The organism is Methylobacter luteus IMV-B-3098, assembly GCF_000427625.1.
In the GTDB taxonomy this organism is placed as follows: domain Bacteria; phylum Pseudomonadota; class Gammaproteobacteria; order Methylococcales; family Methylomonadaceae; genus Methylobacter; species Methylobacter luteus.
This window is the reverse complement of sequence record NZ_KE386569.1, coordinates 4191125-4213015: the sequence shown is the minus strand read 5'-3', so window position 1 is coordinate 4213015 and position 21891 is coordinate 4191125. Positions and strand designations below refer to the sequence as shown.

11 protein-coding genes are annotated in these 21891 nt (G+C 54.0%); 4 read left to right on the top strand and 7 right to left on the bottom strand.

What is annotated here, in order from left to right:
• The 4 genes from METLU_RS26235 to METLU_RS27565 all read left to right on the top strand — a co-directional run bounded on the left by METLU_RS26235 (window position 1) and on the right by METLU_RS27565 (window position 5205).
• Window positions 1-2334: an efflux RND transporter permease subunit gene (locus METLU_RS26235; protein WP_081679172.1), complete on the top strand. Its 2334-nt coding sequence runs from the start codon at window positions 1-3 to the stop codon at window positions 2332-2334.
• Between the two features lie 10 nt (window positions 2335-2344).
• Window positions 2345-3127 carry an outer membrane lipoprotein-sorting protein gene (locus tag METLU_RS0121860; RefSeq protein ID WP_027160059.1) on the top strand — a complete coding sequence of 261 codons (783 nt, stop codon included), beginning with the start codon at window positions 2345-2347 and terminating at the stop codon, window positions 3125-3127.
• A 126-nt stretch (window positions 3128-3253) separates the two neighbouring features.
• On the top strand, window positions 3254-4474 hold the full coding sequence (locus METLU_RS0121855; protein WP_027160058.1) for a hypothetical protein: 1221 nt from the start codon (window positions 3254-3256) through the stop codon (window positions 4472-4474).
• Between the two features lie 77 nt (window positions 4475-4551).
• Window positions 4552-5205 (top strand): 4'-phosphopantetheinyl transferase family protein, encoded by a 654-nt coding sequence (locus METLU_RS27565; protein ID WP_081679171.1) that lies wholly within the window; start codon window positions 4552-4554, stop codon window positions 5203-5205.
• 664 nt (window positions 5206-5869) lie between these two features.
• Here the strand turns inward: METLU_RS27565 and METLU_RS26225 are convergent.
• The 7 genes from METLU_RS26225 to METLU_RS26215 all read right to left on the bottom strand — a co-directional run bounded on the left by METLU_RS26225 (window position 5870) and on the right by METLU_RS26215 (window position 21821).
• The gene (locus METLU_RS26225) at window positions 5870-7246 is read right to left on the bottom strand and encodes a TolC family outer membrane protein (RefSeq protein ID WP_196806585.1); all 1377 of its coding nucleotides are present in this window, start codon (window positions 7244-7246) and stop codon (window positions 5870-5872) included.
• Window positions 7247-7448: 202 nt separating this feature from the next.
• Entirely contained in the window at window positions 7449-8558 is a 1110-nt protein-coding gene (locus tag METLU_RS0121840; protein ID WP_027160057.1) for an efflux RND transporter periplasmic adaptor subunit, read from the bottom strand.
• A complete protein-coding gene (locus tag METLU_RS0121835) occupies window positions 8551-9777 on the bottom strand; it encodes an ABC transporter permease (RefSeq protein ID WP_027160056.1) in 1227 nt (408 codons plus the stop codon). The genes METLU_RS0121840 and METLU_RS0121835 overlap by 8 nt, the downstream gene beginning before the upstream one ends.
• A gap of 25 nt (window positions 9778-9802) precedes the next feature.
• Window positions 9803-10576 carry an ABC transporter ATP-binding protein gene (locus METLU_RS0121830; RefSeq protein ID WP_231383675.1) on the bottom strand — a complete coding sequence of 258 codons (774 nt, stop codon included), beginning with the start codon at window positions 10574-10576 and terminating at the stop codon, window positions 9803-9805.
• Entirely contained in the window at window positions 10569-11891 is a 1323-nt protein-coding gene (locus METLU_RS0121825) for a diaminobutyrate--2-oxoglutarate transaminase family protein (RefSeq protein WP_036243397.1), read from the bottom strand. Before METLU_RS0121825 ends, METLU_RS0121830 begins: the two co-directional genes overlap by 8 nt.
• Window positions 11892-11969: 78 nt before the next feature.
• Complete coding sequence (locus METLU_RS26220; protein WP_036243395.1) at window positions 11970-13334, bottom strand: MFS transporter; 1365 nt, start codon at window positions 13332-13334, stop codon at window positions 11970-11972.
• Between the two features lie 162 nt (window positions 13335-13496).
• Window positions 13497-21821 (bottom strand): non-ribosomal peptide synthetase, encoded by an 8325-nt coding sequence (locus METLU_RS26215; RefSeq protein WP_269209369.1) that lies wholly within the window; start codon window positions 21819-21821, stop codon window positions 13497-13499.
• Between the last annotated feature and the right edge of the window lie 70 nt (window positions 21822-21891).

Below are 21891 nucleotides of genomic sequence, written 5' to 3'. Positions count from 1 at the left end.
ATGTTAAGAAAATATTCCGACTGGCTGTTACGCTTTCCCTGGCTTGTTATTCTATTAAGCCTGGCATTAACTGCAGCGGCAACATACGGCGTAAGGTACGTACATTTTAAAAGCGATTACCGAATGTTTTTCAGCGATGAAAATCCTCAGCTAATTGCCTTTGAAAAATTACAAAAAACCTATACTCGAGACGATAATATTCTATTGGTTGTAACGCCCAAAAATGGTGATGTCTTTACGGCGCAGAACCTGGCTATTGCCGAGCATTTAACTAAAAGTTTGTGGCAAACGCCTTACTCATCACGGGTGGATTCCATTACCAACTTTCAGCACAGCACAGCGGAAGGCGATGACCTGACTGTGGGTGATTTGATTGGCAATGCCGCTCAACTGAACGAACAAGAAATTGCGCGTCTCAAGCAGATTACTCTGAATGAGCCTTTACTGATTAATCGCCTGGTATCGCCCGATGCCAAAGTGATGGGCTTTAATGTCGTAGTGCAGCGCCCCGGCAAAGACCAGGATGCCGAGACCTTACAAGCTACGTCCTTCGTTCGCAAGCTGGTGAGCGATTTACAAGCGTTACATCCTGACCTGGATGTTCGCCTGACCGGCTCCATTCTTATGGATACCGCATTTGCGGAGTCCTCGGAACTGGATCTCAAAACGTTGACACCGGCCATGCTGGTGATTATCGCTATCGCTTTGTGGTGGTTTTTGAAATCATCGCTGGGCATGTTCGCCGCATTGCTGATGATGACGCTTTCGATAGGCTCGGCAGTCGGTTTGGCAGGTTGGCTGGATATTGCCTTCTCGCCGTCCAGCATTCCTGCGCCGACTATCCTGCTCACCTTAGCGGTGGCGGATTCAGTGCATATTTTAACCTCTTATTACAGTGGGTTGGCGCAGGGACTGGATAAGCGAGCGGCAATCGCGGAAAGCCTTAGAATTAATTTTAAGGCGATTTTTTTCACCAACCTCACTACCGCCATCGGTTTCTTATCCATGAATTTTAGCGACGCGCCTCCTTTCCGGGACTTGGGCAACATTACCGCCATGGGGGTGGGTGCAGCCTATTTGCTGACGATTGGTTTTTTACCGGCATTAATGGCCGTGCTGCCTGCAAGACAGGGTCGAAGCGAAGAGGCAGGCACTAAAACGTTCGCCGGACTGGCAGGATTCGTTATCAAATATCGTTATTCGTTATCGCTATTTTTACTGTTGTTCACTGTCGCATTGATCTCTTTTATTCCACTGAATGAGCTCGATGATGAATACGTCAAGTATTTCGATGAGTCTGTCGCATTTCGCCGCGATACCGATTACACCACTGAGCATTTAACGGGTATTTACACCATTGACTATTCGTTAGAGCATGGCGAAGATGAAGGCATTAACGATCCTGACTTTCTCAAGCAAGTCGAGGGGTTTGTGCAATGGTATCGCCAACAGCCGGAAACCCTCCATGTCTATACCATCAACGACATCTTTAAACGTTTGAATCAAAACATGCACGGAGATGATCCGGCCTGGTATCGGTTACCGGATAGCCGGAAAATGGCTGCTGAATATCTGCTGCTGTTCGAGATGTCGTTGCCTTACGGCCTGGATCTGAATGATCGGGTTAATGTCAGTAAATCCGCAACCCGTGTCACTGTTACTTTGCGGAGTTTGTCCAGCCAACAAATGATCGATTTGGAGACGCGGGCACAAGCCTGGCTGAAAGCCAACGCCCCGTTAATTAAACAGAGCGATGGCACCGGTTCATCCTTGCTTTTTTCACATATCGGCCAACGCAATATCGTCAGCATGATCAGCGGTGAATTGATGTCCATAAGCTGTATCTCACTGATTTTGATATTGGTGTTGCGCTCAATCAGCTTAGGGCTGCTCAGCCTTATCCCCAACTTGATCCCGGCCGGAATGGCGTTTGGCATTTGGGGCTTGACAGTCGGCCAAGTGGGCATGGCCTCATCGGTGGTAGCGGCGATGACATTGGGCATCTTGGTTGATGACACGGTGCATTTTCTCAGCAAATATCAACATGCAAAAAAAGATAAAAATCTTGCTCCTGAAGCCGCGATTTATTATGCCTTCGCAACAGTGGGCAATGCCTTATGGGTAACATCAGCCGTTTTGATCATGGGCTTTTCGTTATTCACCTTTTCCAGCTTTAAAATCAATTACGAGATGGGGCTATTGACCGTAATCATTTTTGCCTTGGGCTTATTTGCTGAATTTCTGCTGTTACCACCGATTTTATTGATCTATGAAGACATCAAATGCAGTCTCCATAATTTTTTTAATAAACCTGTACAAAACACTCAACTTTAAGGAAAACCGAATGAACAAGTCAGCTTATTTTGCCTTATTACTGGCGTTGACCGCGCCAGCGCTCCACGCCGAAACCCCGGAAGAAAAAGGTTACGCCATCGCCAAGGAAACCGATAGGCGGGATTCCGGCTTTGGTGACAGTTCAAATGAATCTTTGTTTATCTTGCGCAATGCCCAAGGAGAAGAAAGCATTCGTGAATTTTCGACCAGAACCCTGGAAGTCCCAGGCGACGGTGACAAGGAATTAGGAATTTTTCTTAAACCCGCCGACGTGAACGGTACGGCAGTGTTAACGTTTTCGCATGGACTTAAACCCGACGATCAGTGGCTGTTTTTGCCTGAATTAAAACGGGTTAAACGGATTTCTTCAGTAAACAAATCAGGACCATTTGTTGGTACCGAATTTGCCTTTGAAGACATCGCCTCCTGGGAGGTAGACAAATATAAATACAAGTATCTGCGCGATGAAGTGCTCGACGGCAATGACTGTTTTGTGGTCGAAAATACTCCGGCTTATGAATACTCCGGTTATGCCCGGCAAATCGAATGGGTCGATAAAACAATCTATCAACCACGCAAAATCGAATTTTACGACCGCAAAAATACGCTGTTAAAAACCTTAACGTTCAGTGATTATCAGCAATACCTTGACCGTTACTGGCGAGCCAGCAGATTGGATATGGTCAATCACCAGAATGGTAAAAGCACCACTTTAAATCGGAGCAATTATCGGTTCCGTAACGGCTTTCAAGACAGCGACTTTTCCGAAAGCGCTCTTAAAAACGTGCAATAGTACACATTGTAAAGAATGACGAAGCAAATATCGCGCGCCGCTCGCCTTTTTATAATCGTGAATTGATGTGCAGACACCTTTTGCCCATCAATGATATCCCGAAATACTAAGACATTAGCAAAAAACATGAACATAAAAGTGGCGATTGTTGCAGCGTCATTCTTAACAGTCAGCAATATTCAAGCAGCAGAATGGTCGGGTTTTGCTGCGCTTGATCTGCGTTTGTTTGCAGAACCCGCCGCTTTTGCCGAGCAAAACACCAGCTTTGCCGATCCATCTGTATTGGTGCAGCCCGAATTTCGGCAGGGATGGAACAATGGTGCAGACCGTTTTACCGCGATACCGTTTGGCCGCTATGACAGCCTGGACAGCAACCGCTCGCATTGGGATCTACGCGAATTCAATTGGTTGCATAAAGGCGACGGCTGGAACCTGCAAGCCGGCGTGGGCAGATTGTTTTGGGGGGTGACGGAGTCACGGCATCTGGTTGACATCGTTAACCAAGCCGACTTCGTGGAAAACATCAACAGTGAAGAAAAGTTGGGGCAACCCATGCTGAATTTGAATATTCCGACCAGCTATGGCAACTTCAATTTGCTCTATCTGCCTTATTTTCGCGAGCGTACCTTTCCGGCTGCAAATGGTCGGGTTAGATTCGAACTCCCCGTAGACACAGATAACCCCAATCTTAATGGCATCAGTCATTTTCATCCTGATTGGGCGATGCGTTGGAGCCGAACTTTCGGTGATTGGGATGTGGGAATTGCGCATTTTAGCGGTGTTGGCCGCGAACCTCGGCTGGCGCCCTATTTCCCTGATGGCTCACCCTTTCCCACCACGCTGATTCCAACCTATGATTTAATCAATCAAACCAGTTTGGACGTGCAGGGCGCACTGGGAAACTGGCTGTTAAAGCTTGAAGCAATGACGCGCAGCGGCCAAGGCAATCGCTTTGCCGCTTTGGTTGCAGGCGCTGAATACACTCAGTACGGCATTTTTGAAAGCAGCGCCGAGTTAGGTTTGTTAATGGAATATCAGTATGACGGGCGCGATACATCCACACCCAGGCAAGCCTCTGACGCGCCTCCAACACCTGCCGATAATGATGTGTTTTTGGGTACGCGCCTGTCGCTGAATGACGAACAGAATACTCAATTACTTCTAGGCGTTACCGTCGATTTAAACACCCAAGCCACGGTCGTGAGTTTTGAAGGCAGCCGCAGACTCGATGATGTCTGGAGAATTGAATTGGAATCCAGACTGTTCAAAAACATTCCCAGCACAGACATTCTCACCGGCATGAGCCAAGATGATTATGTGCAAATCCGGTTAGCGCGGTTTTTTTAAATCAAGGCATTCAGATGATTGGATGCATAAGGAAAAATACGCCTCCCCTACGGCTTTACAATGGCTTTTAATCCATCATGCTTTACCGATTACAATACCCGATCCCATCATTGCCGTTTTATAGTGCTTCTCATAACAAACCTTGCACTCCTGATATTTTACACCCGGATGAGCATCGTTTACTTCACGGGGCCAGCGCCAAACGTATCGGTGAATTCTGTGCCGGTCGCTATTGCGCGCATCAGGTACTTGAACGACTGGGCTATAAAGACGTTTCAGTATTAAAAAATCTACATGGTGCCCCCATTTGGCCGGCCGGCATTGTTGGCAGCATCAGCCATAGCAAGGAAATGTCCATTGCTGTAGCCGCAAGGTCAGCTAATATTCAGGCGATAGGTGTTGACATTCAATATTGCGAGCCGCCTTTTCCAGGCCAGACTTTTACCGCACTGTTACGTCCCCAGGAGATCCGTACCATATTGGATACTCCAGCAGAGCTCGCCGATCAATATGCTTACAGTATTTTTGCAGCTAAAGAAAGCGCTCTTAAATGTATATATGGCGCTTCCGGCCATTGGTTAGAATTTACTGACATTTTGATTGATTTAAACTTGACAGATGGCTGGTTTTTACTATCTATCCCTAGCAAACGCGCTTTTAATGTGCCTGGATGGCTAGGAAGGGTATATTTTGATGGCGCGTATGTCGTCACAGTCACCTGGTTGAAATAGTGCCTGAAATAAAAAACTGGCAGGTTGCGGATTTTTGCTGTGTTCGCCTCTTTTACGGAGGACATTCAGTCCCGGTCGCTGAACACGGGGATTAGGGAGCAATGGTTGGCACTGAATAAAATCAAGACGGTGTTTGCTTAAAAACAAGCAGACTTCAAACACTAACTGTCCAGTATCAAGCAATTATTGTGTTTTCAGACTATAAAATTCGGCGTTTTTTGGTGGCATAAATATTGAAGCAAACAAAGCGGATATAAAAAATCCTCACGTTTCATCTCGCTTTAACTGTACTCAGTATTTGAATTGTGTTCAGAATCAACCAATCCAAGCTAATTTTCTGCTTTGAGAAATTTTGGGCCTAATGGGTGCTTAATCTGGTGTATTTAAGTTTTGATATCAAGCTAAAGCTCTCCCCTTTTGATAAAAGGAAGTTTTAACGATAGGGTTCAGGTATCCAAAATGGGTTGCCAGCGGTAACTTATGTATAAATATGTCTATGATATAAATTCCTATGCAGAAAATAACAATTACAGAAATTACCCAACAGGCGTTTGCCTAAGACGGACCCCTGTCAAAATTCGTTAAGAATCCAGTGTCCGGCGCGCGCCGCCTAACGCGCGGCCATAATCAACAGAACACCGAATTCAGTCGACATCAACAAAAATCAAGGCTGAATTGCCGAGGCAGAGTCAGTCAAGAGTGCGTTGATCTTTGCCAGATCTTCGTACTCGAGAATACCAGCGGAGCGCTTGAGTCGCAGGGTGTTTAACAAATAGTCATACCTGGCTTTGGCGTAGTCCCGTTGGTCCCGGTACCAGTCTCGCGTCGCCACAACAAGATCAAGGGCAGTGCGACTGCCGACCTGAATACCGGACTCAATCTCTTTCAACGACAATTCCTGCGACTTAAGCGTTTTCTGTAAAGCCTGCACACGACTGACACCAGTTACTACACCATAGAAGGCGTCGCGAGATTGCCTTTCCGCGCTGCGCTGTTCTTGCTTCAGTGTAGCTCGGGACTCGTCATGCCGATGCGCCGCCTCCCGTGATCGCGAAGTAGCTTGACCGCCTTCGTATAACGCCATATTCATCTCCAGCCCGATACTGTTATAAAATATAGTAGCTTGGCCAAACTGGCCGCCGGTTTCCATCCAGCCATTGTTTGCCTTGAGGTCGAGGCTGGGCAGATGCTCCGAGTCAAGCCGGCTAATCTCATCGCGCGCAATACTAGAGGCTATGGTGGCGGCCACGATACGTGGGTTCTGTGCCAACGCCTGATCAGTCCAGCTCTTTTCGTTCAAAGGCTCTGGCTTGACTAAAGGAATATCCCCAGCAAGCGCTGAGAGACTGTCATAGTATTCGCCGGTAATTTCCCTTAATGCCGCTTTGGCATCATTGAGCTGTTGTTGAGCTTCGATTTCATCGGCTACTGCACGATCATAACCCGCTTCGGCTTCCGAGACATCAATTATGGCAATTTCGCCATACTTGAAACGCTGCTGCATCTGTTCGCGCTGCCGGGCTAGAGTATCCTTTTGAGCCTCGGAATACCGCAGGTTGTCCAACGCGCCCAATAAGCCAAAATATCGCTCCGCTACTCGCAAAATCAAATCCTGCTGGATAGCATTCAACTCCATTTCTGACTGTTCCACTCGTTGGCCAGCCTGATCCATGGCTATCAGCCTGTCATAATGAAACACCGGCTGAGTAAGAGTGATATCGTAACCATCGCTGATAAACTCATCCTGCCCGCCAACACCGATCGACTGCGGGTCCGTTAAGTTGATATTCTGAAGATTACCGGTGATATTGGCGGAAAGGTTTACTGTTGGCAGCAAGGCCTTGGCCTTTTCCTGACTGTGCAGTTCTTCATTAACTGCGCGGGTTGCCTTTCCTTTCATCAGTTGTGGGTCTTCCTCTGTCGCCTTGTGATAGATATCCAGCAGATTACTGGGCAGCGGCTCGGCAGCCAGTATCGGACATGAAGTCCATTCCAGCAAAACCAGCAAAACCAAGCTTGCAAAGCGAAAAATAGGCGGCATTAAGCGAGAAACTATCTTCAGCGGTATCATAACTTTCCCTTCATTGTTGTTGTTCTTCCTATGTTGCTTTGAGATAAATATGCAGCAGATTACTGAGCAGCGACTCGGCAGCCAGCATCAGGCAATGAAGTCCATTCCGGCAAAACCAAGCTTCCAAAGCGAAAAATAGGCGACATTAAGCGAGAAACTAGCTTTCACGGTATCATAATGGCTTTTCCACCGCTTTTGATGATACAACGCTGTCTTGCTCGTCAAGCCCTGAAATCACCTCAATATTAAGCCCGTCGGAGAGACCAGTGACAAGCTTCTTCTCGACGATCTCGCCAGTCGGTAACTTTACTTTAGCATAGGATTCATCCCCACGAAACATCAGGCTGCCCTCGGGAATTGTCATGACTTGTTCATGCCGGGAAAATACGATTTTGGCTGTAGCGCTATAGCCAGCTCTGAGAAATACGCCCAACTTGGGCTGAATGGTTGCACGAATTTCGAATACTTTCCGGCCTTGATCGGTTTTTTTGGCTTCTGCCGCTATAAAATCCAGTGTAGCCTCGAAATGTTCATCGGGAAGAGCGCCGACATTCAGGGTAATGGGCATGCCCTCCTGCAGGCGCCCGGCGTCCGCCTCTTCCACTTCGCCTTTGAAAATCAAACTATGCATGTCGGCAATGGTGAAAACCGTCGTGCCTTCGGAAAGATCATTGGCTTTAATGACGAAATCACCAATCTCCACAGGATGATCCAGCACCATGCCGTCCATGGTAGCGGTAATCAGGGTCGAGGTGGTTTTGAATTGCTGTGAAGCACCTTTGAGGCGCAGTTCCAACTCGCGTTCGGCCTGCTCCAAGGTCGTCTTTGTGACATCGTATTTCAACTTGTCGTCCTGATACGCAGCGTCGGAAATCAGATGTTGATCGTGGAGATGACCACGCCGTTCCAGTTCGATAGCCGCTCGCTGGTGCTCAAGGCGGGCTTTTCTGATTTGCGACTGGACGGCGCTAACTTCCACCGGATCAGCGCGCAGTCGTATGCGGGCAAGCAAATCCCCTCGCTTCACCCATTGCCCTTGCTTAACAAGAACTTCGTCGAGCACACCGTTCGCTTGAGATTTGATCTTGACCTTCCGACTGGGAACAATCTGCCCGGTGGCAGTGGTATATTGTTCAATGGTCATGCGAAATGGTTTTTCTGCCTGCACGGCGACTTCATTGGCGCCGGCTGAAAAAAATAGCCAGAAACCACTACCAAACACGATGGCAAAGACCAATAAAAGCCAACTAGTACGAACTACAATTCGACGAAAATTATTCATGTCTGAGTGCCTCAATAGGTGACACACGCACCGCCTGACGAGCCGGCAGATAGCCTGCGATAAGGCCTGAGAGCATCAAAATGCCCAGCGCCGAAACCGCGATAGAGAGATCGACTTGAGGATGACGAAAGTAATCCGATTCGATGCCGAGCCGACTGATCAATTCGACAAGCCCTACCCCTGCAATGAGTCCCACATAGCCTGCGGCTAAAGTGACAACCAGTGTCTCGTGCAATACCATGAAAAGTATGTCAGCCGAGGAAGCGCCGATGGCTTTGCGAATGCCAAATTCACGCGTGCGCTCCTTGACAGTGACCAGCATCGTATTGCTGACTCCGACACAGCCCGCCATCAATGTACCGGTTCCAACAATAATCATGAAGATCCTGATGCCGCTCATTAGGGATTCCACTTTTTTTACATCATTACTGATATCGTAAATCTCTAGAACGGAAGAATCATTCGGGTCAAACCGATGTCGTCGGGACAGCAATCGAACTGCTTCCGGCTTGATATCCGTCCAGCTATAACCCGCCGATACAGTTAAGGCAATCATAGTGACTGTCGGGGCAGCGTCAAACACTTGTCTTAAAGTGGCGTATGGAATGTAAACGCGATTTGGCGACTGTTCTCCCAACGCTTTGTTGTATACCCCAATAACAGTAAACGGTGTTTCTCCTATGAAAATCGTTTTTCCCACTGGATTGAGCTGATTTTTCATCAGCACATCGTTAATCCTGGCACCGATTATGGCAACTTTACGTGATTCGCGCTCATCCAATTGATTAATCTGGCGTCCGCTCAGCAGGGACAATTTTTGAATTTCAGCATTTGCAGCACTAATACCATTTATTTGGAATGCACCGCTATTTTTTCCATATCTCATAACATATCCTTTATCCAGTAATTTGGTAGGCCCAGCTGACTCCACCCCTGGCAAGCTGTCAAGTAAGGCGACGTCATCGATCTCCAGGCTCACCGTACGACCTGAGGTTAAACCTTTATAGGATTGAGATGTTTTACCACCTCCGATCCAGACACTATTCAACGCCGTGTCCTGGAAAAGCGCCATGGTGCCGCGCTCCAGCCCCTTCCCCATCCCCAGCAGTAAAACCAGCATAAAAATACCCCAACTGACGCCAAAAGCAGTCAGACCTGTCCGCAATTTGTGCTGACTTAGGGATTGGCCGAGCTCGGTCCAGCGTTCAAAATCAAACATGAGTTGTATGGCCCGTAGTTAGTAGTTAGTTTCTGATTTGCCCATCTTGCAGATGAATAACACGACGAGTTCGTGCGGCGATTTCTTCATCATGAGTAATGACGACAAGGGTCTTGCCTTCATGGTTTATTTCGGTGAACAATTCCATCACTTCCTCTGAAGTTTCAGAATCCAGATTGCCGGTCGGCTCATCGGCTAAAATCAGGGGCGGGTCGGTAACCAATGCGCGTGCAATAGCTACCCGCTGCCGCTGCCCGCCAGATAATTCCGAAGGCATGTGATTTATGCGATGGGCCAGCCCCATGCGCTCTAATAGCTTCCGCGCCCTTTCCTCTCGCTGCTTACGAGGAACCTTTTGATAATAAAGCGGCATGGCTACATTGTCGATAGCGCTCTTGAAAGGCAACAGATTGAATGACTGGAACACGAAGCCAATTAAATGATTGCGGTGTCGAGAGGCCTCGGTTTCAGAGAGCGGCTTTATCAGGGTTCCGTTCAAAATATATTCACCGTCGTCGTAACGATCCAGAATTCCCAGCACATTAAGCAAAGTCGATTTACCCGATCCTGATGGCCCCATGATAGACACAAACTCTCCCACTTTGACGGATAGGTCGATGCCCTTCAATACGGGAACTGTCATTGATCCAAGATGATAGGATTTCGTGAGACTCTGTACACTTATCATTGGTTTCTCAAAAGAAATCCCCAATATATCGGTAGCCGATTGCTGTTTTTTCAATTGGCCGGTTTGCTTGTCTCGGAGAGATGTCGAATATCTAGGAGCGCTATCAAGCATGGAGCGCTCCCACCTCTGCGGCCTCGACAGCCCGCTCAAAACGATCCAGTATTTCGCCGGCATCGGTTTCCGTCGCTATGAGAGGCGGCAGAAAACGAAGCACGCAACCATTGCGCCCCCCGGTTTCAATGATCAGTCCGTTTTTAAAACAATTACGCTTTATCACCTTGGCGAGCTCCCCGTCGGGAGCCCCCGGATAGTCGTCGGCGCCCGGCTTCACTACTTCAATGCCGATCATTAGCCCAAGCCCGCGCACATCACCCAGGATGGGATTGTGTTGTGCAATTTCAATCAGGCCTTTTTTTAGAATATCGCCAATCTTATTGGCATTGTCAACAAGTCCATCTCTATCGATTATCTGCATCGTGGTACTTCCAGCGACCATTGCCAACTGATTACCTCTGAACGTGCCCGCGTGCATGCCGGGAGGCCAGACATCCAATCGTTTATCGTATACCACGACTGACAGCGGGTAACCGCCTCCAATGGCCTTGGACAAAACAAGAATATCCGGCGTTATACCTGCCCGCTCAATGGCAAACAGGGTGCCGGTCCGGCCAAGTCCTGTCTGAACCTCGTCGATGATCAGAGGCACATCAAATTCAAGCGTCAGTTTTCTTAACTCTTGCAACCAGTAAATGGAAGCGGGGATGGCACCGCCCTCTCCCTGCACAGCTTCGACGATGACGGCGGCTGGCTTCGGTACCCCGCTTTCAGGATCCGATAAAAGCGTACGGATGTAACTAATCGATAGTTGATCAGTTTTATCACCATTGGTTCCAAATGGACACCGGAAGCGGTAAGGGAAAGGTGCGAATTGCACACCGGCCGCAGACAGGCCCACACCGGTTTTAGGGTGTAAATTACCCATGAGGCTGAGAGCGCCTGAAGTCATTCCATGATAACTGCCATGAAACGCTAGGATACCTTGCCGTTTGGTATAAAATTTCGCCAGTTTGAGCGCGGCCTCGACTGCGTCAGACCCGGTCGGCCCACAGAACTGTATCCGCCCCTCGTCGCGCAACTTCGGCGGCAGCCGCGAGAAGAGATCCCTGACAAATTGAATCTTGGCCGGGGTGGAAAAATCAAGCGCCTGTTGAATGCCATCCGATGAAATATACTGGATAATAGCCTGTTTAATTTCAGGATGGTTATGTCCTAGAGGCAAAGCCCCGGCGACAGCCAGGCAATCTATATACTCTTTTCCTTTGGAATCCCGAACACGAATTCCACGACCCGTTGAAAATACTCTGTTAAAGAATCTGGCGTAAGTTCTCGCGTTTGATTCCAGGAGTTGAAGGTAATCGTATGACATGCTGTTTCTCCTTACTTTAATTTTTGATTGCATTTTTTGCCAAGAAAACCAAGCTTAATTAATGATTTTTTCAAGCGTTTAGCGCTCATTTGAAACAGGTGCGTCCGGCACGATCAGATCCAGTCGGCGCAGTCTGGTTAAAAATCCGACTAGTGAAATGAGTACCCCTATAAAGCCGCTGATGACGAACATAAGTCCGATACCGCGCCCTTTTCCTGTCCCGATCCAGGGACCCAACGTCTGTTCTAGCCAACCACCTTTCGAGAGAGCAGGTTCAAAAATATGATCGGCGGAATAACCGCCTCCCATGGCGACGATACTTACAGTCAGCAAAGCGGCGACATTAATAATCGAAAAGATTCTGCCTTGATGCTCATTCGAAATTTTTCTCATCCACAGCGCGTGATTACAGCCTTGAGCAAAGCCAGCCACCAATAAGGCGGTAAACACCGATGCGCAGTAAAGGTTGAAAGATGTATTGACGCCAACCAGCAATATGCAAAGCGCCAGTACCACATCAGCCGCCAGCGCCCAAAGCATCAAGCGCTTAAGCTCTCCCATCAGCGCCAGTATGATTGAGCCAATCAACCCGCCCACGCCGCCGACCGTGAGAATGACGCCCAAGTCGTTTTCGGAATAATGGGAAAGTATCAGCGGCATGATCATCGTCGACGCGAGAGTCACCAAACCCTGCTGAAGAACGGTGTATACCAGCAACCCCAGCATCAATGGCTCCTTCTTGAAATACACCAGCGCCAAGGCAACGCTGCCCTTTACCACTTCGGTACTGTCGGCCCTGATTTTGTTGATGTTGTTATTGATTCTTGCGGCGTAAAAAAAAGCGTTCAAAATCAATATTGAACCTGTAGCAAATGCAATGATGTCGATAAAGACTATGCCCTGCAGCCCTATCGCCGCCATCAAACTGCCCGCGACCAACGGCGCAAACATACTTAATACATTGGCACTCACCCCCATCAAGCCGCTGGCCTGCGTATATTTTTCCTTGGGCAGAAGCTTGCTGACAGAAGCCGTATAGGCGGGCGTCCTGAACGCCCCGATCAGCGACACCGCGGCATTAAAGGCATAAAGATGCACGACCTCAAGGCTGTTACGCCAAAGAAACCAGGCTAACGTCAGTAATAACACGACAGCGATCAGATCGGCCACAACCATCACGTAGCGCCGATCGAAGCGATCAGCGACGCGTCCGGCAATCGGCATAACAAGCACTGCCGGTAAAATAGCCGCGACCAACACGCCAGAAAAATTCATAGCCGAGCCGGTTTTTTGATATACCCATACGCCTAATGCGAACTCCATCAGCGAGGCACCGATTAACGCGACAGTCTCGCCACACCAGAGTAGATAGAATGGCCGTCCCAACATCGTCAAACTTGCACTTTGATAATTCTCTTTTTCCAATTCTCTTGCTGTGTTCATGTGATGATGTAATTTGTTAATTTAGGGTTAAAAAACCGGGATAAATAGTGTCTTTTGTCCGACAAAACCAATATAAGCCATGTTTGAGCGGTCAAGATGATCTAGGCTCTGGCTCATCAAGTCGGTTCCCTAAAGACGGAGATATCCGACTCAGCGCCTTAGTCATTTACGCTTGCCCAATTCCAGCCAATCCACTAAACCGTTGACATAAGGCTGCTTGATAACAGTCATATGATTCCCTTCACTTTGCCAATATTGGAGGTCGTTAGCCCAATATCGCCATTTTGCGATGACGGCTTCGGGATCAGGTTGACCAGTCTGAGCCAACACGAGCCGCAGCGGTCCGGCATAGTGATGTTCCGGGCAGTAGCGGGTTCTTAATGCCGTGCCGAATGTGCGGAATGTGCCGATCAGCATTTCGGGTCGGGATTGTTTAGGTATCAGTCCGACGCCTATCAGTCGTTGATGCAGCAGTTTCAACTGTGCATCGCCATCAAGCCCGTCCAGATCGGCAGCTTGTATTTCCAAAGAAGTACCGCCGGATTGCTCATAGATCTCGACCAACTTCATCAACACTTCGGTTTCCGTATATTCTCGCGCCATGCTGTCCGGCTCATGCGGAGCATCGGTATCGACCAGGGTCAGAGAGGCTACACTGCGTCCGCTCTTGGTCAGCTGCAGTGCTATTTCGAAAACGACCCATCCGCCAAATGAATGTCCAATCAGATGTAATGGCCCTTCCGGATATAACGATTGGATCGCTCGCAGATAGGCTTTGGCAGCGGCGGATACGGTCGTATGCGGCACAATTTCGCCGTCCAGTCCACGCGGCTGTAATCCATAGACAGGTCTTGAAGATTCCAAAGCCAACGTCAAATCGGTGAACGCGCTCACACTGCCCCCCGCACCCGGTACGCAGAATAAAGGCGCGCTAGCGAAATTGCCGGACTGAAGCGCCACTAACAGATCATAGCCGATGCTATAATCCATCAGCTTCCCGGCACTTGCTTCCCGAATTGAGGTGGAAAGCGCTGCTCCCAGCGATTCAACATGAGGAGATTCCATCATAGTTTGATGCGAGCCAGTCACTGGTATCAGCCGTATTTGCTGTTTCGGCAATACCGAGTCCCAATTCCGGAAGGGATATTCTTCAGCCTGCTCGGTGGTGGCATATAAATGGATTGGGATCGACAACTTACGGGCGCAGTATTGAATGTCTGCTATTCTATGGTTGTGCCAGCGATGCAAAAACTTCTGAAATTCGTCGACAGTCAGATGAGCCGGTAGCAGAGATAAGGCCTGGCATTTGTACACCAATTCCGCAAAGTCCATTGAAGAAGCTGCCGATTTTATTTCATCGGCCATTGCCGGAGGCATATCGTCTGCCAGCACGAAATTCAGCAATAAGCCTGTGTCATCGACGTCCGTCAAGATGTCTTTTGCATTTATGTAGTTAATGTATGAATCCAACAACCCTACAAACTCTACCGTCTCATCCTCTCCAATAAGTTGAGTGGCAACTTCATAAGCAAGCGTCCCGCCAAGAGACCAGCCCGCGAGACGGTAAGGCCCATGCGGCTGCACTGCACGTATCATCCGCACTAATCTGGCGGCCATTGCTTGCATAGTGCGATAAGGAACTTCGTTTAGCGGTTGTCCGGCCAAGCCGTAGACCGGTATATCGCTATCGATATGTTGCACGAGATTAGGGCCATAGAGCATTTCGCCCGTGACCTCGTGAAATAAAAACAGCGGGGGTTGATTACCGGTTTTCCTCAGCGGTATTGCTTTTGCTTCCGTAATCCGGGTGTCTTCATGAATCGCCCAGGCTAGCGACTCGATAGTCGGCTTTTCAAATAACAGCGCTATGGAGATTTCAATACCTTCCTGTTTCAGCAGACTCAACAATTGAACCGCCGATAAAGAGTGCCCGCCCATCTCGAAGAAATTAGCCGTCACGCTAATAGACTCGACTTGGAATAATCTGCGCCAAACCGCGGCAATTTTCGCTTCATCGGTAGATCGCGGTGGTACAAAGTCCAAATAGGCGTGCGGCATGAAGTCCATCGCGCATAATGCTTTGCGGTCCAGCTTGCCGTTGGCGGTCAGCGGCAGCGCCTCCAGGTGCACGAAGGCGACAGGGACCATGTATTCGGGCAGCGTCTCGGCCAGATGCGCGCGCAGGCTGTCCACGGTCAGTTCGGCGTCACCCGTGTAGTAGGCCACCAGCCGTTTGCCGCCGGGGCCGTCCTCGCGGGCCAGCACGGCCGTTTCCCGGACTGCCGGGTGTTCGGCCAGCCGGGCCTCGATCTCGCCCAGCTCGATGCGGAAGCCGCGGACCTTGACCTGGAAGTCGTTGCGGCCGAGGAATTCGATGCTGCCGTCTTCCCGCCAGCGGCCCAGGTCGCCGGTCTTGTACAGCCGGGCTTCCGGATCTGAGCTGAACGGATCGGCGATAAAGCGCTCGGCGGTCAGCTCGGGACGGTTCAGATAGCCTCTCGCCAGCCCGGCGCCGCCCACATACAGCTCGCCCATGACGCCGACCGGGACGGGCTCGAGGCTATCGTCCAGCAGGTAAACGCGGGTATTGGCGATGGGCTTGCCGATCGGCGGCAGCCCTTCGCCTCCCGCCGGCACCGGACAGGAGGTAGAAACCACGCTGTTCTCGGTGGGGCCGTAGTTGTTGACCAGTTCGAACGGCAGCCCGGCCGGCGGATGGCCGTGCAGCCGGTCGCCGCCGGCCAGCAGACAGCGCAGGGCCAGGTGCTCGGGCCGGGGCGCCGCCAGCATCAGTTCCGCCAGCGGCGTCGGCATGAACGCCAGCGTGATGCGGTCGTCGGCCAGCTGCTGCCATAATGCCTCCGGCTGGCCCAGGCGTTCGGGCCGGACCAGGTGCAGGCAGGCGCCGGCCAGCAGGTACGGCCAGGTTTCCCAGGCGCTGGCGTCGAAAGCGAGGCCCGCCAGTTGCGTGGCCCGGTCGGCGGCGCTCACCTTGAACTGCCGGTTGTGCCAGCTGACCAGGTTCACCACGCCGGCGTGCGGCACCATGACGCCCTTGGGCTGTCCGGTGGAGCCGGAGGTGTAGATGACGTAGGCGAGATGCGCCGAGGTCACACCCAGGCGGGTCGAGTCGATATTGACGTCAGACTGGGCCCACTGCGCCGCGTCGCTTGAGAGATCGATCAGCCTGGCGCCGGCTGAGCGATCGGCCAGCCGGGCCTTAAGGCCGCTATCGGTCAACAGCGCCAGCGGGGCGCTGTCGGCCAGCATGTAGGCCAGCCGGTCTTCCGGGTAGGCCGGGTCCAGCGGCACGTAGGCGCCGCCCGCCTTGAGCACGGCGAGCAGGCTGATCACCAGCTCGAAGCCGCGCTCCAGGCAGATCGCCACCCTGTCGTCGGGCTTCACGCCCAGGCTGCGCAGGTAGTGCGCCAGGCGGTTGGCTTGAGAATTGACTTCGGCGTAGGTCAGGTGCTGGTCTTCGAACACCACCGCCATCGCATCCGGTGTGTTGCGCACTTGCGCCTCGAACAGTTCATGAAGGCAGCAGGCTTGGGGATAGTCGGCCTGGGTGGCGTTCCAGTCGTAAAGCACCTGGCGGCGCTCGGCCTCCGGCAGCACGCCGATCCGACGCATGGCGGTATCCGGTGCGCTTTCCAGGGCCGTGATCAGGTTGTCCAGCACCGTGTGCATCATCGCGCACAGCCGTTCCGGCGCCACCGGCGGCAGGGTTTGCGCCGTCAGCGAGAAGCCTTCGCCCAGGTCGTCCACGGATAACACGACCGGGTAATTGGTACGCTCTTCACCTGACAGGAGTTCGATGCCCTGCCAGGCAGCGGCGCCGTCCGTCGGGGCGTCGTCCTGGCTGTGCCGGTAGTTGAGCAGTGCGCTGAACAGCGGCGCCGGGGCCTGCACGCCGCTGCAACGTTGCGCCAGACTCAGCGGAGCATGTTCATGGCGCAGCAGGCCGGCCAGCCGGCTCTGTACTTCACGGACCTGGTCCAGGACACTGCCCTGGGCCGCCTGCACTCGCAGCGGCAGGGTATTGATAAACATGCCCAGCATCCGGTCGGCGCCCTCGCCGCCCTGCATGCGCCCGAACAGGACCGTGCCGAACACCACGTCCTCGCGTCCGGAGGTCCGCGACACTACCGTGGCCCAGGCCAGATGGAACAGGCTGGCGGCGCTGATGCCCAGGGTCCGTGCTTGCTTCCGCAGGCGCCGGGCAAGATCGAGGTCAAGGTCTTGCTTCGCTTCTTCGATCCCTGAACCGTCACCCTGCACATCGAGCAGACCGAACGGTGCCGTCGGCTCATCGACATCCGCCAGCATGCCGCGGAAAAAGGCCTCGTGCTCTTCCCGGCTGATTCCGAGACGAGCCTGCGCGACGAAGTTGCGGAACGGCAGCGGCGCCGGCAGTTGGTCGCCCTGCCCCAGCTGGAGCATCTGAATCTCACCAAACAGGATATCCAGCGCGGTGTGATCGAGCGCCAAATGATGACTCAACAGCAGCAGCAGCCAGCGCTTTTCCTTGGGATCATACGCGGTGAATCCGCCGATCAACGGCGCGACTCTCACGTCGACGCGATAATGTCTCGGATCGTAACGTTCCGACAATTGTTCGGCCGCATCATTTGCTTCAGGGTCAATGACGACCTCCTCAATCGCCAGTTCCGCTGCCCGCCAGACCACCTGCACCGGTTCCGGCAATCCCTCCCAGGCCACGGCAGTGCGCAGGATGTCGTGACGTGTTACCGCCGCCTGCAGGGCGTTCAGGAAACTGTCTAGGCGTTCGCGCGTGTCAAACGCCATCAGAGCCGGCAGCAGGTAGGCGTCCCCTTCGGATTCCATCAAATGGTGGAACAGAATGCCTTCCTGCAGCGGCGCCAGCGGATAGATGTCCTGCACGTTGGTCGCCCCGCCCGGCACGGCGGCCGTGATGCGGTCGATATCGGCCTGAGACAGGCTGACCAGCGGCAGCAGATCCGGGGTAATGGCCGTGCAGCCCACAGGAATGCGGTTGGCCGGGATGACCAGTTGCTCGAAATGGCTGCCGTTGTCGGCCAGCGCCGCCAGCCCGGCCAGCGTCGGCGCGGTGAACAGGGCCCGCACATCAATGTTCAGACCGATTTGGCGCATGCGCGCGATGAGGGTCACGGCCAGCAGCGAATGCCCGCCCAGTTCGAAGAAATTGTCGTGACGGCCGATCTGATCGACCTTGAGCAGCTCGGCCCAGATGCCGGCCAGGGTCTGCTCGGTCTCGCCTTGCGGCGCCTCGTACTCCCGTGCGCCATAAGCATCGCCCTCCGGCGCCGGCAGGGCCTTGCGGTCCAGCTTGCCGTTCGGGGTCAGCGGCAGCGCCTCCAGCTGCACAAAGGCGGCGGGCACCATGTACTCGGGCAATGTCTCGGCCAGATGCGCGCGCAGGCTGTCCACGGTCACGTCGGCGTCGCCGGTGTAGTAGGCCACCAGCCGTTTGCCGCCGGCGCCGTCTTCGCGGGCCAGCACCGCCGTTTCCCGGACCGCCGGGTGTTCGGCCAGCCGGGCCTCGATCTCGCCCAGCTCGATGCGGAAGCCGCGGACCTTGACCTGGAAGTCGTTGCGACCGAGGAATTCGATGCTGCCGTCTTCCCGCCAGCGACCCAGGTCGCCGGTCTTGTACAGCCGTGCCCAGGCTTCATTGACGAACGGATCGGTAATGAAACGCTCGGCGGTCAGCTCGGGGCGGTTCAGATAACCCCGCGCCAGTCCGGCGCCGCCCACATACAACTCGCCCGACACGCCGACCGGGACGGGCTCGAGGCTATCGTCCAGCAGGTAAACGCGGGTGTTGGCGATGGGCTTGCCGATCGGCGGCAGCCCTTCTTTTCCCGCCGGCACCGGGCAGGAGGTCGACACCACGCTGTTCTCGGTGGGGCCGTAGTTGTTGACCAGTTCGAACGGCAGTCCGGCCGGCGGATGGCCGTGCAGCCGGTCGCCGCCGGCCAGCAGGCAGCGCAGGGCCAGGCGCTCGGGCCGGGGCGCCGCCAGCATCAGTTCCGCCAATGGCGTCGGCATGAACGCCAGCGTGATGCGGTCGTCGGCCAGCTGCTGCCATAATGCCTCCGGCTGGCCCAGCAGTTCGGGCCGGACCAGGTGCAGGCAGGCGCCGGCCAACAGGTACGGCCAGGTTTCCCAGGCGCTGGCGTCGAAAGCGAGGCCCGCCAGTTGCGTGGCCCGGTCGGCGGCGCTCACCTGGAACTGCCGGTTGTGCCAGCTGACCAGGTTCACCACGCCCGCGTGCGGCACCATGACGCCCTTGGGCTGGCCGGTGGAGCCGGAGGTGTAGATGACGTAGGCGAGATGCGCCGAGGTCACACCCAGGCGGGTCGAGTCGATATTGACGTCAGACTGGTTAGCCCATTGTGCCCCGTCCGCAAAAAGATCAATCAGCACTGTGCCGGCTGACCGCTCCGTCAGCCGGGCCTTGAGGCCGCTATCGGTCAACAGCGCCAGCGGAGCGCTATCCTCAAGCATGAACGCCAACCGATCCTCGGGATAGGCCGGATCCAGCGGCACGTAGGTCCCGCCCGCCTTGAGCACGGCCAGAAGCCCCACGATCAGCTCCGGCGAGCGTTCTAGGCACAATGCTACCCGAGCTTCCGGTCCGACGCCCAAGCTGAGCAGGTAATGAGCCAGCCGGTTGGCGCGAGTGTTCAGTTCGTCATAGCTTAAAGTCCGGCCGTCGTAAACAACCGCCGGCGCGTCCGGCCGCGCTGCAACCTGATCCTCGAACAGTTCATGGAGGCAGCAGTCCTGGGGATAGCTGGCCCGGGTGGCGTTCCAGTCGTAAAGCACCTGGCGGCGCTCGGCCTCCGGCAGCACGCCGATCCGGCGCATGGCGGTGTCCGGCGCGCTTTCCAGGGCCGTGATCAGGTTGTCCAGCGCCGTGCGCATCAAAGCGCACAGCCGTTCCGGCGCTACCGGCGACAGGGTTTGCGCCGACAGTAAAAACCCTTCGCCCAGGTCGTCCACGGATAACACGATCGGGTAGTTGCTGCGTTCTTCGCCCGACAGGACTTCGATGCCCTGCCATTCAGGCGCGCCGTCCGCCGAGACGTCGTCCTGGCTGTACCGGTAGTTGAGCAGTGCGCTGAACAGCGGCGCCGGCGCCTGCACGCCGCTGCAGCGTTGCGCCAGGCTCAGCGGCGCATGTTCATGCCTCAGCAGGCTGGCCAGCCGCAACTGCACGTCACGGACCTGGTCCAGGACACTGCCCTGGGCCAGCTGCACTCGCAGCGGCAGGGTATTGATGAACAATCCCAGCACCCGGTCGGCCTCATCGCCGCCCTGCATGCGCCCGAACAGGACCGTGCCGAACACCACGTCATCGCGCCCGGAAGTCCGTGACACCACCGCGGCCCAGGCCAGATGGAACAAGCTGGCGGCACTGATGCCCAGGGTTTTGGCCTGTTTCCGCAGCCGGTGCGCCAGGTCCGTGTCGACGGTCTGGTTGGCTTCCTGAATCCGGCTGCCGTCGCCCAGAACGTCGAGCAGACCGAACGGCGCCGTCGGCTCATCGACATCCGCCAGCATGCCGCGGAAAAAGGCTTCGTGCTCTTCCCGGCTGATTCCGAGACGAGCCTGCGCGACGAAGTTGCGGAACGGTACCGGCGCCGGCAGCTGGTCTGCCTGGCCCAACTGGTGCATCTGGATCTCCTCCAGCAGGAGGTCCAGCGCGGTGTGATCGAGCGCCAAATGATGACTCAACAACAGCAGCAGCCAGCGGTCGCTGGCCTTGTCATAGGCAGTATAAACCTGCATCATCGGCGCGATTCGCACGTCGAGGCGATAATGTCTCGGATCGTAACGTTCCGCCAATTGTTCGGCTGCATCATTGGCTTCAGGGTCCAGAATGACGTCCTCAATCGCCAGTTTCGCTTCGCGCCAGACCACCTGCACCGGTTCCGGCAATCCCTCCCAGGCCACGGCAGTGCGCAGGATGTCGTGGCGATCGATCACCGCCTGCAAAGAGGCCAGAAAACCGTCCTGGCGTTCCTGCGTGTCGAACGCCATCAGATACGGCTCCAGGTAGGCATCCCCTTCGGAGTCCATCAGGTGATGAAACAGAATGCCTTCCTGCAGCGGCGCCAGCGGATAGATGTCCTGCACGTTGGCCGCTCCGCCCGGCACGGCGGCCGTGATGCGGTCGATATCGGCCTGCGCCAGGCTGACCAGCGGCAGCAGGTCCGGGGTAATGGCCGTGCAGCCGGTCGGAATGCGGTTGGCCGGGACGACCAGTTGCTCGGCGTGGCTGCCGTGGTCGGCCAGCGCCGCCAGCCCAGCCAGCGTCGGCGCGGCGAATAATTCCCGCACGTCGGTGTTCAGCCCAGCCTGGCGCATGCGCGCAATGAGCGTCACGGCCAGCAGGGAATGCCCGCCCAATTCGAAGAAATTATCGTGGCGGCCGACCTGCTCGATCTTGAGCAGCTCGGCCCAGAGGGCCGCCAGGGCCTGTTCGGTCTCGCCTTGCGGCGCTTCATAGCCGCGTACGGCGTAGGCATCGCCCTCCGGCGCCGGC